The sequence below is a fragment of the Nocardia sp. CA-119907 genome, from assembly GCF_050955995.1.
Classification (GTDB): Bacteria; Actinomycetota; Actinomycetes; order Mycobacteriales; family Mycobacteriaceae; genus Nocardia.
In genome coordinates this window covers 3,441,135-3,457,289 of sequence record NZ_CP192091.1, presented here as the reverse complement: position 1 = coordinate 3,457,289, position 16,155 = coordinate 3,441,135, and the positions used below count along the sequence as shown (strand labels likewise).

Below are 16,155 nucleotides of genomic sequence, written 5' to 3'. Positions count from 1 at the left end.
CGCGCTAGTCGGTCACCACGACCACCTTTCCCGTGGCATGGCCTTCCTCCTGGTACCGCACGGCCGCCGGGATGTCGGCGAAGGGATAGGTCCGGTCGATGATCGGAGTGACCTTCCCGTCCTCGATGAACTCGGTAAGCGCCATGAGGTTGTCGTTGTTCCGAACGCATCGGGTCACCTCCGCCATCGCGATTCGCTGCGAGACGAACGGCGCCGCCGCCAACGCCGCGAACATCCGGCCAGCGGGTTGTAGCCACCGACCCGCTGGCCCGCCGACGGCGACGTAGGTGCCCTTGGGTGTCAACACGCGGCGGCAGGCCGACACCGGGCGACTTCCCGCGATATCCACCAACAGCTCATAGCGCTGCCCGTTCCGGGTGAAATCCGCTGCGGTGTAGTCGATTACCGCATCCGCGCCGAGTCCGCGGACCAGGTCCACATTCCTCGTGCCACAGACACCGGTGACCACCGCGCCGAACGCGCGCGCGAGCTGTACCGCGAACGTGCCGACACCACCCGACGCGCCATTGACCAGCACCCGCTGCCCGGGTTGGATCCGTCCCTCATCACGCAGCGCCACCAGCGCGGTATTGGCCGCCAGCGGTACCGCGGCCGCCTGCTCGAACGACAGGTTCCTCGGTTTCGGGGCCAGTTCGCTTTCCCGGACACACACGAACTCGGCGAAGCCACCCCCTCTGATCATCGCGAACACCTCATCGCCGGGCCGGAATCCCGTCACCGCCTTGCCGACAGCTTCGACCACCCCCGCCACATCGGCGCCCAGGATGGCGATGGACGGCTTGCGCAACCCGACACCGCCACCCATCAGCCGCGCGATATACGGCTCACCGCGCATGAAATGCCAGTCATAGGGCTGAACCGAGGTGGCACGCACCCGGATCAGAACCTCGTCGTCGGCCGGTACCGGCTGGTCGATGTCCATGAGAGTCAGCCGCTCCGGCGGACCGAATGAGCGAAGGACATAGGCCTTCATCGTGTTCTCCTCAGATCTCGGCACCGAGCCGCCTGCCGCGCTCATGAGCCTTACGTCGTAAGGTACCCTTACAACGTAAGGCAGTCAATGGCCGCAACGAGTTACCTTCACTGCGATCGAAGTCGCTACGGATCAGGCAGTCTCACGCAGACGGTCGAGACCGTCGAGGATCAGATCGAGCGCGAACTCGAATTCGAACTGGTCATCACACCAACCCAAGGTCGAGTCCGGATCGTCGTGGGCGACCTCCCGCAGCATCCCGACCAGATTCGGGAGCGCCTCGGACATTGCATCGAGCGCGGCCATCGCTTCGGCATCGACCGGTCCGTCGCCGGGATCGAACAGCTCCTGGGTGAAACCCAGTGCCCGACTGCCCAACACATGCAATGCGTGATGGGTCTGGTCGTAAGAGAAGCCGCCTTCGCGCATCAGCCCCAGCAGGCCGTCGTAGTAGCGCAGGACCGCCTGGCTCGTATTGGTCCGCGACTGGATTACACCGGGTGCCCACCTGTGCCGGAGCAGCACCTCGCGGGCCGCGAGAATCCGTTGCCGCACGGCCTGCTGCCACGCGGCCCCCGCAGCGGGTACATCGATGCGGGCGACAACCTCGTTGATCTCCGCCACGATGACATCGACGACGCCATCCAGCACATCTTCTTTGTTGGCGACGTGGTGATAGAGCGACATCGCCTCGACGCCGAGCAAGTCCGCCAACCGGCGCATCGTCAGCGATTCGATACCACCCTCATCGGCCAGGCCGATCGCCGTGGAAAGTACTCGCATCCGGCTCAATGGGATTCGAGGCTCGACTTCGGCGGCCACCTACACAAACCCCTTCCTCCGGACTCCTGCGCATACAGCGTAAGTCCAGCCTGCCATGGGCAGCGGAACCGGGCGGAGTGTCCAAACCCCGCCCGGTCGCGACCCTCGGCGATCAGGAATGTCCGGCGATGATGACCTCGGGAATGCCGGTGCCGAGCGGCACCGCGCGGCATGTCGGCGCGGGCGCGTGCACGGGATCCAGCGTCTGCAGCAGCAGTTCCTGGACGAACGGGTCGTAGACCATGTGGAAGTGACCGGTCTGGTCGACCGCGCACCTATCCTGCAGTGCGATGTTCTCGACGCTCGGACCGTGCAGCGCGATATTGCTGAACGGCTGGATCATCTCGTCGACCCGGCTGCCGATGGTCACGTAATGCGGGCCGGGCACGGTGTCACCGTCCGCATTGAGGTCGACCATTACCGGCGACCCCTGCGCCTGCTGCACCGCCGCGAGCGAGGTGACCATCGAGAAGGCCTGCAGCGCACCCGGAATCGCCTCCACCACCGGCACCAGCCCGTACATCACGCCGCCGTAGCTCGGGGACGCCAGACCGACCCACTGACCGGTCTTCGGCGCTCCGCCGAGCTTGTTCACGTAGTAGCGAGTCACATTGGCGCCCTGGGAAAATCCGACGATATCGACCTGCGTGGCACCGGTGGCGGCCAGCACCTGGTCGACGAACGCACCGACCTGGTAGGCGCTCACCACGATGTCCTCGGTGCCGTAGCTGTCCTTACCGGGCGCACCGCCGTAGTTGAGGGCGAAGACGCAGAAGCCGAGCGCCGAAATCTGTGGCCCGATGGCCGACCAGTCGGAGTAGGCCGTGGAATCGGTGCCGTGCGCCAGGATGACCGGGCGAGGATGTTCCGCGGTCGGCTTACAGTCGAAGTTGTTGACACCGAACGGGACCGCGTTCTTGTGCGTCTTCTGATAGGTCGCGGCAGCCAGATGGTCCGGCTGGGCCGGACCGGGTTGGGTGGGGATATCCGGCGGACGGTATCCCACGATCTGCGCAGTCACCGGCGCGGCATCGACCGGTTCGGCGCCGGCGATCGGCGCCGTGCCGGAGCCGAAAACCACTGCTCCGGCGAGGATACCGGCAGAGACCACACGCCGGAACTGTGAACTACCCCAACCCCACGAACCAATCGGCTGTTCCATATCACAATGATGTACCCGATCGACTCGAAAAGTGCACGCCCGGGCGATGTTTCACACTGCCCTTACTTTTCGGGGGCGTCATCCTCGGCGAGAATGCGGTATAGCGATTTGCGTGCCTCGGTCAGCACCTCCGCAGCCCGGGTCGCCTGCTGCGGCGTACCCGCCGCCGCGACCTGAGCGGCCGCACCCATCAGCTGTCCGATGAGCGCACGCAGATCCATAGCCTGAGTGCCGACGTCTTCCTTGACATCCGCCCAGGGATCGCCGAGCTCGTCGCGATTCTCGGCGACATAGGTCTCGCCCGCGTCGGTGAGCTTCGCGGTCTTGCGACCGGCGACCTTCTCGATGAGCACCAAACCCTCATCCTCGAGCTGTGCGAGCGCGGGGTAGATGGATCCCGGACTCGGGCGCCAGACATCGTCGCTGCGCTCCCTGATCTGCTGGATCAGTTCGTAGCCGTGCATCGGACGTTCGGTGAGCAGCAACAGCACCGCCGCACGCACGTCACCGCGCCTGCCCCGGCCGCCGCGACCGCGTCCACGTCCGAAACCCGGACCGAAGCCGGGGCCGAAACCAGGGCCGAAGCCCGGCCCGAACTCGGGTCCGAAACCGTGCCGCCCGCCGCGGCGATGCTGCCGACGACCCGCGTCACCCTCGTCGCGGCCCGGCTTCCGCCAGCGGCCACGACCTCTGAATTCTCCGTATTCGATGTTTTCCATGTCAGCCTCCTTGGGCTCCTGTATGTATCTCACATTATCGACGATATATCGGCAATGCATCGCGCGCAAGAGTGATGGGCGACACGAACCGACCAGTCACCATGGTGCACACGGGCCGCACAAGGGTCGATGTGCGGCCCGTGCAGCGATGTCGGCCAGTTCGGCGACGTGATGGAAACCGTTATGGCGCGAGCGAATCGATCCAGCGCTCCAACCGGCGACCTTCGGTCACCATGAGCTCGGGATCGCGGAAGGTATTGGCGAGCAACGAGATCCCCTGATAGGCCGCGAACAGCGCAATGGCGAGTTCGCCCGCATCCGTGCGCCCCATAGCCGTGAACTGCTGCTCGATCCAGTCGAGCAAGGTGCGAATATTCGCCGCCGACGCCCGCTCCAGCCCGTCGCCACGTTTGCCCAGCTCCGAGGCCAAGGCGCCCGTGGGGCAGCCGAATTGCACGGCCATGTCGCGCTGGTCGACCCAACCGCGCACCAGCGCCCGCAACCGCTCCTGCGGTGCGTCGAAGTGTTCGAGGGCGGCGATCAGCTCCTGCAAGGTCTGCTCGTGCGCACCGAGTGCGGCCGCGACCAGCTGATCCTTCGTCTTGAAGTAGTAGTACACATTGCCGACCGGCACCTCGGCGACCCGCGCGATATCGGCGATCGTCGTCTTCTCGACGCCCTGCTCATGGAACACCTGGGCGGCCGCGGCGGCGAGACGTTCCCGCTTGCCCGCCTTGGGCGTCATACGCCGACCTTCGACTGAGTTAGTCATACAACTAACTATAGACAAGCCGACGACTCATCGGCTACGTTCATTTAAGTCAGCCAACTAACTCAGGAGTGAACGTGATCGTAGTGACCGGAGCGACCGGCAATATCGGACGCACCCTCGTGCAGCAGCTCGTCGCCGCAGGCGAGCAAGTGACGGCCGTATCCCGCGGCAATCAGGACATCGTTCTGCCGGACGGCGTCCAACATCGGCGAGCCGACCTCGCCGATCCCGAGAGCCTCTCCCCCGCGGTCGAAAACGCCGACGCCCTCTTCCTGCTGCTGACCGGACCCCAGCTGGTGACCGGACCCGATCCGGCGCGATTCGTCGAGGTCGCCGTGGCGGGCGGAATCAAGAAGCTGGTACTGCTGTCGTCCCAGGCGACCGGTACCCGGCCCGCACTCGCCTCACACGCGCGACTGCATGCGTTCGAATCGGCCCTGCGGCAATCCGACCTGAACTGGACGATTCTGCGGCCCACCGGATTCTTCTCCAATACCTATGCGTGGATCGAGTCGATCCGGACCGAAGGGGTGATCGCCGCACCGTTCGCGGATGTGGCGTTGCCCGCGATCGACCCCGCCGATATCGCCGAGGTCGCGGCGCATGTGCTTCGCACAGAAGGACACGCGGGCCTTACCTACGAGCTGACCGGGCCCGCAGCGATCAGTCCACGTGAGCAAGCGGGCATCGTTGCGGCCGCCCTGGATACTTCGTTGCGGTTCGTCGAGTTGACTCGCGAGCAGGCGAGGGCGGGAATGCTGCGGTTCATGCCCGCCGACATTGCCGATGGCACGCTGGACATCATCGGCGCGCCGACACCCGGCGAGCAGCAAGTCGGTTCGGATGTGGAGCGGGTCATCGGGCGACCGGCGACCTCGTATGCCGACTGGGTCCAGCGCAATCGCGCGCTCTTCGCCTGATCGGCATCGGCGGCGGTCGACACGGCCCGGCGGGGCGATCGGGGACCACACCACGTGGTGCTGTCCCCGATCGCCGATCGGGTCAGTTCGGAAGGCTGACGATTCGAATCTGCTACTCACCCTTACGATCTCGGACGTCGACACCGAGCGCCAGCAGCTTTCGTCCAGTTCCTCCACCATGAGCGGCTCCTTATCGGCCACCGCGCGCCGCCTGGCCCGCATCAGCGCATCGATGGCCTCGCCGGTTTCGGGTCGCCCGTCGGTCCAACGCGGGAATTCCGAGCCGTAGGGATCGTTCTCGTCCACCCACGGAAATCCGTGCTACCGAAAGGCGGTCTCGATGTCGCGGGCACTCAGATCGGCGGCGCGGAATCGGGCCAGCCGCAGGCGGTTTCGGTCGGTGAGGACCAAGACTGCGTCCTCGCGGAATACCGCCGCGACACCGGCGCGGATGGCGTACTGCTCACGTCCGTTCTGGGCGAGTTCGACATGGTCGTCGGAGACGGTGAGCGCCGAACACTCGTTGCGCGCGGTGTCGAACAGGGCGAGTTTGGCGATCAGGCCGATGACCGTGGTGGCGGGAACGAGCCAGACGCGCGGCACCGTCATGGCGATGCGCAGCGGGCCGGGAATCTCGTGCACGGTATCCACCAGCCACTGCCCCACCGACGGTATGGCGAAACCGATGCCGCAGCCGAGTGCGAGGCCGCCGATGCCGAACAGCCAGAGCCAGACGGTGGAGAAACGCAGGGCGGTGGGTGCGGATGTGGTGGCCCTTGCCAAGCGAAGGCCGGGCAGAGGCCCGACGACGGCTCCCACACGCGGTTCAACCGCGACGCACAAGCCCCAACCCTGTGCGCGGCATGCGCTGGATATGCGCGAGCACCAACACTGGTGCGCGGCGGACGGCGCGACCAGCTTAGGGTGCGCCATGCTGCGAGCAACCGATCGCCGATGCCAGCAGTATCGCCCCAGCCGAACCGGCAAACCACGCGCGTCGAGCAGATAGTCCACTGGTCACACCCGAATCCACCACGCAGACCACGAATCCCGGTTGACGCCGATCGCAACACTCCTTCTGGCGGAGGAGGTCGGCGGGCGGTACCGCAACAGCTCTCGCAACGGTTCAGCCGCGGCACACAGGGTGCGCCCTATGCGCGGCAACCATTGGACGCCGCGAGCGCGAACACTGGTCCGCCGCAGCGGACGGGCACGGGCCATCCCAAGACCGATCAGCTGCGGCCCCACAACGGCTCCCGCACACGGTTCAACTGCGACGCACAGGGTGCGCCCTATGCGCGGCAACCATTGGATATGCGTGAGCACGGCGGATATGGGGAATGGCGTGTGGGAACGTGGCGTGCCACGGGCGCGGGGTCAGCTGGTGAAGAAGTCGAAGAGGGGGGTGGTGGCGGCATGTAGTTCGCAGGTGTTGCCGAAGGTCTTCTGCCACTGGAAGTTTCGGCCGTGCCAGGTACCGGCGGCAGTCGCGGTGACCGGGGTGTAGATCTTCGGGCAGCGGACGCCGGGAGAGCCCGCGAGTTTGTCGAAGGCGCCACCGGCGACGGTCAGCGCTGCGCACGCCTCGCTGGCCGCGGGGTGGCTGCCGGCCGCCGGATCGCACGTCAGCGTGACCTGCTCCGCACCAGAACTCTGCGCATCACCCTTGCTGACGCTCAGCGATAGCTCGGACTGCTCCGGATCCGCGCCTGCCGGTGCCGCCGACAACACGGTAGCGGCGACCGCGAGGCAGATGGTGGCGATGGTACGAACCGAGTTGGTCATCATCGGCCCACTCAACCACAGCACGCACGACTCCACGGTCGGTCGGCACAAGTCGGCACGTCGGCGATGATTCGCACGGCGGATGGTGGGCCGAGTATCAGCCGATATCGACCGGGTCGATTTGGACGCGGAGGGGGGCGTCGGAGCGATGGGTGCTGCGGATGGCTTGGGCGGCGGTCAAGGCGCGGGCGAGAGCAGCGCCGGAGGTGCGGTCGACGCGCAGGAGCATGCGCTCGACTTCGGCAGAAGAATCGCCGCTGTCGAACGGTTTGCGGGCGCCGGGTGGGAGTGGCACCGGGCCGAGGCGGTCGACATTGTCCGCAAGCTTTGCGGCGGAGAGCAATTCGGCGATGGCGTCGGAAGTGCCGTCGATGGCTGCCATGCGGACGGCGGGTGGGAAGCCGACCTCGGCGCGGCCCGCTACCTCGGCGCGAGCATGGCCGACCGGATCCCAGCGCAGGAATGCCTGCACCGTGGGCAGCGAGGGTTCGGCCATCACAATGACCTGGCCGTGGTTGCGGACCAGGGTCGCCGCCGACATCCACCGGCGCAGCGTGTCCTCGGCGGCGCGCAGGTCCGCGCGGCTGAGCAATGCCCAGCCGTCGAGGAGCAGCGCGACACCGTAGCCGCCGGGCAGTACCGGTTCGGCGCCGACGGTCGCGACGATCACTTGCGGGCCGGGTGCCACCGTATCGAGGATCGCGCCGCCGCTGGATCCGCGAATCGGCACGCCGGGAAAGGCGCGACCGAGTTCCTCAGCGGTGCGCGCCGCGCCGATCACCACCGCGCGCAGCGCCCTGGAAGCGCAGGCGGGACAACGGAATGCGGCCTCGGTGATACCGCACCACCGGCATGCCGGACTGTGCGCGGTCTCACCGCGATGCCCGGCTCGCCCATCCGGCAGCGCAAGCGGGCCGTTGCAGTGCCGACATCGAGCGGGCGTACGGCATTTCGCGCAGGCGAGCGCCGGAATGTACCCGCGCCGCGGCACCTGCACCAGCACCGCCGCCCCCTCCTCGAGGGCCGATCGTGCGGCGGCATAGCCCACCGCGGGAATGCGAACCGCCCGCGCGACGGGATCGCGTTCCATCGCGATATCGGAGTCACCCGGTGCACTGATCCGCGGCGAAAGCTTGCGCACCACGGCACGATCGGCGATCAGATCGTGCGCCCACCCCGAATCGACCACGGCCTGGATCTCCGCCGTTCGCGCAAATCCCCCCGCAACGAATGCCGCCCCGGTCTCATGCGCCCGCAACATCGCGACCTCCCGCGCATGCGGATACGGCGCGCGCGGCTCGGCATAGGTGTCGTCGCCGTCATCCCAGATCGCGATCAACCCCAGATCATGAGCGGGCGCGAATACCGCACTCCGCGTCCCGACGATCACCCGCGCGGTCCCCCGCAATGCCGCCAGCCACCGCCGATACCGCGCCGCCGGCCCCAACCCCGCCGCCAATCCGACCGCCGAATCCCCCACCAGCCGAACACATTCCGCCAACACCCGATCCAGATCCCGCTGATCCGGCACCATCAGAATCGCACTGCGCCCGCGCCCCGCTACCACCGCCGCCAACTCCGCCAACCGCCGTGCCCAATCCTCCCCCGGCACCGCCTGCCACCCCGCCCGCACGCCCTTCCCCTGCCCGAGCGCACTGACAAACGCCCGCCCGTGGACATACCGCTCCCACGCATCCAGATTCACCGCGACAGCTCCGGACCGTCCCCCCAACTCGCCGCGATCACCAGCACCCTTCACAACCGGTTCCGCACGGCCCCCCATATTGATGCCAGCCGCTGCGCTGGACGAATGACGCGCGCTGGACGCCTTCCCCCCACCCGCGCCCGGCGCATACGGCGAATCGGTCACCGCCACTTCCGCATTCACCGGCGTGGCGGACTCGCTCACCTCCGCCGACGCACCTACAGCATCAGCCGCCGGCGGCGCATCGAACGATTCCGCGACCACAGCTGCGACATCTACCTCTGCAGTGGAGTGAGCCGCTTCCGTCCCCGCTGCCGTGGAAGCTGGGCCGGCCACCACCGGGACATCCGACGAATCAGCAAGCGCCGCTCCCGCATTCACCGACGCAGCGGACTCGCTCACATCCGCCGACGCGCCTCCTGCATCAGCCGCCGACCGCCCCTCGACTGAATCAGCGACCGCCGCTGCAGCATCTACCCCCACGCCGGAATCGGTCCCCTGTGCTGGTCCGCTCGCCTGCGCATCCAGCGAACCAGCCGACACCGCTCCCGCATTCACCGACGCAGCGGACTCGCTCACATTCGGTGCGCCTCCTGCACCAAGGGCCTGCGGTGCATCGAGTGAATCAGCAACCACCGCTGCAGCATCTACTCTCACAACTTCGGCAGCCCCGAGTGTCGGCGCATCCGGCGAATCAGCCAGCGCTGCTGCCGCATTCGCCTGCGTGACGGGCTCGCTCACATCCGCCGACGCGCCCACTGCGTCACCCGCTGGCCGCGCTTCGAATGAATCAGCGACCGCCTCTGCGGCCTCCCCCCTCATGCAGGATTCGGTCCCTGACACCCCCGGTGCTGAGCCGCTCGCTGGTGTATCCGGCGAATCAGTCAGCGCCGCTACCGCATTCACCGCCGTAGCGGATTCGATCGCATCCGCTGATGCACCTCCGCCGTCGGCCGCCAGCGTCGTATCGAGTGAATCAGTGTCCGCGGCTGGCGCGTCTATTCCAGCAGCGGAGTGGGCCCCTGCCGCCTGTGGTGATCCTGAACTGGCGGGCGCCCGTTGTGGGGCGCCATCCAACGAAGCGTCGCGTCGGGCAGCGGCGGATGACGCATCGGGGATGGACGCCGTCGGTTCCGCTGCGGGCTCGCCGGCGAGTTCGCTGTCGAACGGCGCGCGCAAGGTGGCGGATTTGGGGGCTCGGCGCGGAGGCTTGGTCGAATCCTGCTGCGGCTCTTTGGATTCGGCTGACTTCTTCGGGGCACCGGTCTCGGTGCGCGCATGGCGGGGTGGGATGGCGAGGCGCAGGACGTCCGCGCGGGTGCCCGCGTAACGGGCGGCCACGGAGGTAGCCAGCCGAAGGATTTCCGGGGTCAGGACGCGTTCGGCGGAGACCACGCGTTCGAGTTTGACCATTTTCCCGGTGTGGTCGCTGTGCGACAGACGGGCCAGGATGTAGCCGTCGACGAGGCGGCCGGCGAAGCGGACGCGGACTCGAACGCCGGGTTGGGCGAGTTTGTCCAGCTCGGGGGGCACCAGGTAGTCGAAGTCGCGGTCCAGGTGCGCAGGCGACAACAGCGGGAGCACCCGTGCGATCGGATGTCCCGCTGCTGTCGAATCGTGCGTCGCCATGACTGCGGCACCGGCGTCGGCGGAAGCCATGGCGGAGGGGTCCGCTGTGGGTTCGCGCACGCGGACCCCGATGTGCCTACCGGCCCACGGCCGCGCGCAGTCCGCCCACGCGCATCAGGCGGAGCCCCCCAGGGCAGGTCGGCGTATCCATGTCGGCCACTCCTACAGTCCTACAGCCGCGCGCAGCTTGTCCGCGCGGTCGGTGTGCTCCCAGGGCAGGTCGATGTCGGTGCGGCCGAAGTGGCCGTACGCGGCAGTCGGCGCATAGATCGGCCGCAGCAGGTCCAGATCGCGGATGATCGCACCGGGCCGCAGGTCGAAGACCTCGGTGATGGCCGTGGCAATGCGCGCCGGGTCGATCTTCTCGGTGCCGAAGGTCTCGACGAACAGACCGACCGGTGCGGCTTTACCGATGGCGTAGGCGACCTGCACCTCGACCCGGTCGGAGAGTCCGGCCGCGACGACATTCTTGGCGACCCAGCGCATGGCGTAGGCGGCCGAGCGGTCCACCTTCGACGGATCCTTACCGGAGAACGCACCGCCACCGTGGCGGGCCATGCCGCCGTAGGTGTCGACGATGATCTTGCGGCCGGTCAGACCCGCATCACCCATCGGGCCACCGAGTACGAACTTGCCAGTGGGGTTCACCAGCAGGCGAATATTGGAGACATCCAACGGCGCGGGCAGGTCGAGATCGGCGAGCACCGCGTCGACGACCTTCTCGCGGATATCGGGTGCCAGCAGGTTGTCCAGGTCGATATCGGCGGCGTGCTGAGTGGAGATCACGACCGTATCCAGGCGGACCGGGCGGTCGCCGTCGTATTCGATGGTGACCTGGGTCTTGCCGTCGGGACGCAGGTACGGCAGCACACCGGACTTGCGAACCTCGGTCAGCCGACGCGAGAGCCGGTGCGCGAGCGCGATCGGCAGCGGCATCAGCTCGGGGGTGTCGGTGTTGGCGTAGCCGAACATCAGGCCCTGGTCACCAGCGCCCTGCCGCTCGATCTCGTCATGGGTTCCTGCGGTACGCGCCTCGTGCGAGGTGTCGACGCCCTGCGCGATATCCGGCGACTGCGCGCCGATCGCGATATTCACACCGCAGGAATTACCGTCGAAGCCTTTTGCGGATGAGTCATATCCGATTTCCAGGACCTTTTCGCGGACAATTTTGGGAATATCCGCATAGGCCGAAGTGGTGACCTCACCCGCGACATGAACCTGACCGGTGGTGACGAGTGTTTCCACCGCGACCCGGCTTCGCGGGTCTGCCGCGAGCAGTGCGTCGAGGATGGAATCGCTGATGGCGTCACAGATCTTGTCCGGATGACCTTCGGTCACGGACTCACTGGTGAAAAGGCGGCTGCCAGACGTGGGCACAGTTCTTCCCTCTCCCTCAACGGGTTACTCGTATCGAATTGCGACGGTAACGCGATGCGCACACCGCACAACTCTTCATCTCAGACTATTCCAAACCACCGACGCGATGGAGCAGACGACAGGCAACTGTCTCAGACTATTGATTCCGTCAACGTGTCGGGCCGGGGCTCCAGCCTCCAACACATCGACCAGTCCGGGTTGCGGTCGACCACCAGCCTAGCCATGCATCGGCGGCGCTTCCACCGAAGGTACTCCGTCCGCGTCGCCGCAAGCGCCGCAATGGATCTCAGCGCAGCAGCGGATTGAGCGCGTCCAGCACCCGACTGGCGAGCAAGGCCTTCGACCCGTGATCGAGCGCCTGTTCGGTGCCGTCGGCACCGAGTAGCCAGCCGTCGTTGGTATCGACCTCGAACGCCTTGCCCTCGCCGACCGCGTTGACGACCAGCAGGTCACAGCCCTTGCGCGCTAGTTTGGCGCGCGCGTGCGTGAGCACATCGCCGTGCTCGTCACCGGTCTCGGCGGCGAAGCCGACGATCGCGGTGCCGGGCAGTTGACCGTCGCGTCGGGACTGGACCAGCCCGGCGAGAATATCGTCGGTCTTGGTCAGCGGGATCACGTCGGGCTCGTGTGCGCCCTTTTTGATCTTGGCCGCGGCCACCGTGGTCGGCCGGAAGTCGGCGACGGCAGCCGCCATGATCACCGCGTCCGCACCGAGCGCATGCTTCTCGACGGCGGTTTTGAGCTGTTCGGCGGTGGTGATGTGCACCAGGTCGACGGCGGCGGGTGCGGCCATCTCGATCGTATTGCCCGCGATCAACGTCACGTGGGCACCGCGCTGCGCAGCGACCCGCGCCAACGCGTAGCCCTGCTTGCCGGAACTGCGATTGCCCAGGAAACGCACCGGATCCAGCGGTTCTCTGGTTCCGCCCGCGGTGATGACCACGCGGCGGCCCACCAGATCACGCGGGATGGCGTCGGCCCGTTCCAGCAGCAGCGTCGCCAGCCCGAAGATCTCCTCGGGCTCGGGCAACCGGCCGGGACCCGTATCGGTACCGGTCAACCGGCCCGACGCGGGTTCCATGACGATCGCACCGTGCGAGCGCAGCGCCGCGACATTGGCGACGGTGGCCGGATGCTCCCACATCTCGGTATGCATCGCGGGCGCGAACAACACCGGACATCGGGCCGTCAAAAGCGTGGCGGTGAGTAGATCGTCGGCGCGGCCGTGTGCGGCGCGCGCCATCAGATCGGCGGTCGCCGGGGCGATGACCACCAGGTCCGCCTCCTGGCCCAACCGCACATGCGGCACCTCGGGTACATCGGTGAAGACATCGGTGTGCACCGGGTTCCCGGACAGTGCCTCGAAAGTTGCCTTGCCGACGAACTGCAGCGCCGACTCGGTGGGGATCACCCGCACCTGGTGCCCGGTTTCGGTGAACCGGCGCACGATCGAGCAAGCCTTATAAGCGGCGATTCCGCCGCCGACGCCGACGACGATCCGTGTGGTCACTACCCCTCCGGTGGGCTGATCCCCGCCGGAGCGGGGAGTTCGACGAGCCTGCTATTCGCCTTCGGAGTGCTCGAGCAGGTCGGAGTGGATTTCCCGCATCGCGACCGAGAGCGGCTTTTCCTGCAGACCCGGCTCGACCAGCGGACCGACGTATTCGAGAATGCCGTCGCCGAGCTGGTTGTAGTAGTCATTGATCTGGCGGGCCCGCTTGGCCGCGTAGATCACCAGCGCGTACTTGGACGAGGTACGCTCCAGCAACTCGTCGATCGGCGGGTTGGTGAGGCCGACCGGAGTGTCGTATGCGGGCGCGGGCTTGATGTCCGTACTGCTCACTTGTGTGGGCTCCTGCGGGGATCGGTTCTTCGGGCTGGGTTATTTCGAGCGTGTGCCTGTCACGAACTCGAATTTGTGCTAACGAACAACGATACCAACTGCTCACAGGCGCTGGTCACCTCGTCGTTCACTATGACGATGTCGAACTCGTCACAGGCCGCCAATTCGGTCCTGGCGGTTTCCAACCTGCGTGCGATCACCTCGGGCGATTCGGTACCGCGCGAGGTCAGCCGGGATACCAATTCGTCCCAACTGGGCGGGGCGAGGAAGACCAGCAGCGCCTCCGGGATGGCCGTGCGCACCGATCGCGCGCCCTCGAGGTCCACCTCGACGAGCACCGGCAGACCGGCGGCCATTGCGGTACGCACCGGTTCGGCCGGAGTGCCGGAGCGCTGCAGTCCCCCATGAATTTCGGCCCACTCGAGAAGTTCACCCGCCGCGATCATGGCGTCGAACTCCTGCCGGGACACGAACCGGTAGTCGCGGCCGTCGACCTCCCCGGGCCGGGGGGCCCGGGTTGTCGCCGACACGCTGAAGACCAGTTGGGGAAGTCGCTCGCGGACGCAACGGACCACGGTCGACTTACCCACGGCCGAGGGGCCGACCAGTACAACCAGTCGACCCTTCCGCGTGTTTTCGACCACCTTGGTGGTCAGGCGAAGTCGAATCGGGCGAGCAGCGCCTTGCGCTGCCGATCACCCAGTCCGCGCAGCCGCCGGGTGGGGGCGATCTCCAGCTCGCTCATGATCTCCGCCGCCTTGACCTTGCCCACCTTGGGCAGGGCCTCCAGCAGAGCCGACACCTTCATCTTGCCGAGGATCTCGTCGGTTTCGGCGTCGGTGAGGACCTGCTTCAGGTCGGTGCCGCCACGCTTCAGGCGCTCCTTGAGCTCCGCCCGAGCACGGCGAGCGGCAGCCGCCTTCTCCAAAGCAGCGGCGCGCTGCTCGTCAGTCAGCTGGGGAAGGGCCACGGTTCCTCCGTCTCATCGTTCATTGCATCAACTCCTGCCGGTAACCCAGCAGTCCCAGCGACCGTACCCACGACGTTCCCCGATTGCGAACCCACCCCCCAGGTCAGCGCATGATTCGCCGATATCGTAGGGGTGGGCCCGGCGGGATGCGCGCTGCGCGTCGATCGCTGCGGTGATCCTACCGCCGAAAGCTCGAAATACCCCTCGAGCAGGGGTTTTTCATACTTTCAGCGGGTTAGCGGAGCGGTTGCGCCGACAACGCGCACCACGCCAGCAACCGGTCGCTCGTCCGACCTGGAAGTTTCTCGGATTTTTCCGCGTGTCGCGTTGTTCTTGCGCGTGTCGGACGCGTGAATCGATCGATTTCGAGTCTTCCGGCCCTACCGGCGATCGCCCGAAGAGTGGCAGGGCGAGCGTGAGCGGCACTCTGTGCCGTGCCAGCGTGGCCCGTGATCGATCAGGACGCCGGATCGGCCATCGGTGTGCCGGATGGCGGGAAAAATAGCGCAGCGGGGCGCACAGCTGTTCGATATGACACGTCATCCCCGCTCAACCGACCCTCCCACCCCGGAAACGCAGAATGGACCGACGCCGAAGCGCCGGTCCACCGTGATCATCGCCGCGTTATCGCCGCAGGAAGGCGAACTCCTCCTGCAATGCGCTCACCTTGGCACGCAGTGCCGATACGGACGGGCCGTGGCGCAGCACCTCGCGCGAGACATTCGGCACAACCGCGTGCAACTGCTGATCCGAGACCAGCTCACGCACGGTTTCCGGGCCGCCGCCCTGCGCGCCGATGCCCGGCATCAGGATCGGACCGTTGAGCGCCGCGAGATCCGGCCCCTCGGTGAGTGTGGCCCCGAGCACAATGCCGACCGAACCGAACTCCTGACCAGCATTGCACTGCGCCGCCGCGTCGACCATCGTCTGCGCCACTGTGCGACCGTCAGCCGCCAGCGCCCGTTGCACCTGCGCGCCCTCGGGGTTCGAGGTGGCGGCGAGTACGAAGACACCGCGGCCGTTCGCCTGCGCCTGCGTCAAAGCCGGCGCGAGGGAACCGAATCCGAGATATGGCGAGACCGTCACCGCATCCGATCCGAGCGGGCCGTCGGCGAGCCAGGTGCGCGCGTAGGCCGCCATGGTGGAGCCGATATCGCCGCGTTTGGCATCAGCCAGCACCAGGGTGCCCGAGGCGCGCAGCACCTCGATGGTGCGCTCCAGCACCGCGATGCCACCGGAACCGTAGACCTCGAAAAAGGCGACCTGCGGTTTGATCAGCGCGACCTCACCGTCGAAGGCCTCGACGCAGATCTCGGCGAATTTCTCGACACCGTCGACATCGTCGGTGAGGCCCCAGGATTCGAGCAGGCCGGGATGCGGGTCGATGCCGACACACAGTGGCCCGAAATGCCGCATGGCGTGCTGCAATCGGGCACCGAATGTCTTCATCGCCGCAC

The 16,155-nt window shown here is 66.9% G+C and carries 15 protein-coding genes and 1 pseudogene; 1 reads left to right on the top strand and 15 read right to left on the bottom strand.

What is annotated here, in order from left to right; genetic code table 11:
• Positions 1-4: 4 nt before the first annotated feature.
• From ACQP2D_RS15325 to ACQP2D_RS15305, 5 genes are all read right to left on the bottom strand, one after another.
• The gene (locus tag ACQP2D_RS15325) at positions 5-994 is read right to left on the bottom strand and encodes an NAD(P)-dependent alcohol dehydrogenase (RefSeq protein WP_433684358.1); all 990 of its coding nucleotides are present in this window, start codon (positions 992-994) and stop codon (positions 5-7) included.
• Between the two features lie 132 nt (positions 995-1,126).
• Positions 1,127-1,777, bottom strand: a complete 651-nt coding sequence (locus tag ACQP2D_RS15320; protein WP_433684357.1) for a TetR/AcrR family transcriptional regulator C-terminal domain-containing protein — start codon at positions 1,775-1,777, stop codon at positions 1,127-1,129.
• Between the two features lie 151 nt (positions 1,778-1,928).
• On the bottom strand, positions 1,929-2,978 hold the full coding sequence (locus tag ACQP2D_RS15315; RefSeq protein WP_433684356.1) for an esterase/lipase family protein: 1,050 nt from the start codon (positions 2,976-2,978) through the stop codon (positions 1,929-1,931).
• A gap of 62 nt (positions 2,979-3,040) precedes the next feature.
• Positions 3,041-3,697 carry a PadR family transcriptional regulator gene (locus ACQP2D_RS15310; protein ID WP_433684355.1) on the bottom strand — a complete coding sequence of 219 codons (657 nt, stop codon included), beginning with the start codon at positions 3,695-3,697 and terminating at the stop codon, positions 3,041-3,043.
• A gap of 181 nt (positions 3,698-3,878) precedes the next feature.
• Complete coding sequence (locus ACQP2D_RS15305; RefSeq protein ID WP_433684354.1) at positions 3,879-4,469, bottom strand: TetR/AcrR family transcriptional regulator; 591 nt, start codon at positions 4,467-4,469, stop codon at positions 3,879-3,881.
• Between the two features lie 74 nt (positions 4,470-4,543).
• Between ACQP2D_RS15305 and ACQP2D_RS15300 the strand changes: the two genes are divergently transcribed.
• Positions 4,544-5,389, top strand: coding sequence for an NAD(P)H-binding protein (locus tag ACQP2D_RS15300; RefSeq protein WP_433684353.1), 846 nt, complete (start codon positions 4,544-4,546; stop codon positions 5,387-5,389).
• Between the two features lie 321 nt (positions 5,390-5,710).
• Here ACQP2D_RS15300 and ACQP2D_RS15295 read toward each other — a convergent pair whose 3' ends face one another.
• From ACQP2D_RS15295 to pyrF, 10 genes and pseudogenes are all read right to left on the bottom strand, one after another.
• Positions 5,711-6,172 (bottom strand): YqeB family protein, encoded by a 462-nt coding sequence (locus ACQP2D_RS15295; protein ID WP_433684352.1) that lies wholly within the window; start codon positions 6,170-6,172, stop codon positions 5,711-5,713.
• A 594-nt stretch (positions 6,173-6,766) separates the two neighbouring features.
• Positions 6,767-7,198: an SSI family serine proteinase inhibitor gene (locus ACQP2D_RS15290; protein WP_433684351.1), complete on the bottom strand. Its 432-nt coding sequence runs from the start codon at positions 7,196-7,198 to the stop codon at positions 6,767-6,769.
• Between the two features lie 73 nt (positions 7,199-7,271).
• Positions 7,272-9,083 (bottom strand): primosomal protein N', encoded by a 1,812-nt coding sequence (locus ACQP2D_RS15285; RefSeq protein WP_433685662.1) that lies wholly within the window; start codon positions 9,081-9,083, stop codon positions 7,272-7,274.
• A 1,014-nt stretch (positions 9,084-10,097) separates the two neighbouring features.
• Positions 10,098-10,508 (bottom strand): annotated as a pseudogene (locus tag ACQP2D_RS15280) (primosome assembly protein PriA); the annotation flags it as partial.
• Between the two features lie 162 nt (positions 10,509-10,670).
• Entirely contained in the window at positions 10,671-11,885 is a 1,215-nt protein-coding gene (gene metK / locus ACQP2D_RS15275; RefSeq protein WP_433684350.1) for a methionine adenosyltransferase, read from the bottom strand.
• A 286-nt stretch (positions 11,886-12,171) separates the two neighbouring features.
• Entirely contained in the window at positions 12,172-13,395 is a 1,224-nt protein-coding gene (coaBC, locus tag ACQP2D_RS15270) for a bifunctional phosphopantothenoylcysteine decarboxylase/phosphopantothenate--cysteine ligase CoaBC (protein WP_433684349.1), read from the bottom strand.
• Positions 13,396-13,446: 51 nt separating this feature from the next.
• A complete protein-coding gene (gene rpoZ, locus ACQP2D_RS15265) occupies positions 13,447-13,728 on the bottom strand; it encodes a DNA-directed RNA polymerase subunit omega (RefSeq protein ID WP_040692158.1) in 282 nt (93 codons plus the stop codon).
• A gap of 59 nt (positions 13,729-13,787) precedes the next feature.
• Positions 13,788-14,372: a guanylate kinase gene (gene gmk / locus ACQP2D_RS15260; RefSeq protein ID WP_433684348.1), complete on the bottom strand. Its 585-nt coding sequence runs from the start codon at positions 14,370-14,372 to the stop codon at positions 13,788-13,790.
• 8 nt (positions 14,373-14,380) lie between these two features.
• Positions 14,381-14,698 carry an integration host factor, actinobacterial type gene (mihF, locus tag ACQP2D_RS15255; protein WP_062993489.1) on the bottom strand — a complete coding sequence of 106 codons (318 nt, stop codon included), beginning with the start codon at positions 14,696-14,698 and terminating at the stop codon, positions 14,381-14,383.
• A 624-nt stretch (positions 14,699-15,322) separates the two neighbouring features.
• Positions 15,323-16,147, bottom strand: a complete 825-nt coding sequence (pyrF, locus tag ACQP2D_RS15250; protein WP_433684347.1) for an orotidine-5'-phosphate decarboxylase — start codon at positions 16,145-16,147, stop codon at positions 15,323-15,325.
• Positions 16,148-16,155: the final 8 nt, after the last annotated feature.

Bases quoted from the DNA above. Each gene is read 5' to 3' on its own strand.
- ACQP2D_RS15325 (WP_433684358.1), bottom strand. From the start codon at position 994: ATGAAGGCCTATGTCCTTCGCTCATTCGGTCCGCCGGAGCGGCTGACT.
- ACQP2D_RS15320 (WP_433684357.1), bottom strand. From the start codon at position 1,777: ATGCGAGTACTTTCCACGGCGATCGGCCTGGCCGATGAGGGTGGTATC.
- ACQP2D_RS15315 (WP_433684356.1), bottom strand. From the start codon at position 2,978: ATGGAACAGCCGATTGGTTCGTGGGGTTGGGGTAGTTCACAGTTCCGG.
- ACQP2D_RS15310 (WP_433684355.1), bottom strand. From the start codon at position 3,697: ATGGAAAACATCGAATACGGAGAATTCAGAGGTCGTGGCCGCTGGCGG.
- ACQP2D_RS15305 (WP_433684354.1), bottom strand. From the start codon at position 4,469: ATGACTAACTCAGTCGAAGGTCGGCGTATGACGCCCAAGGCGGGCAAG.
- pyrF (WP_433684347.1), bottom strand. From the start codon at position 16,147: ATGAAGACATTCGGTGCCCGATTGCAGCACGCCATGCGGCATTTCGGG.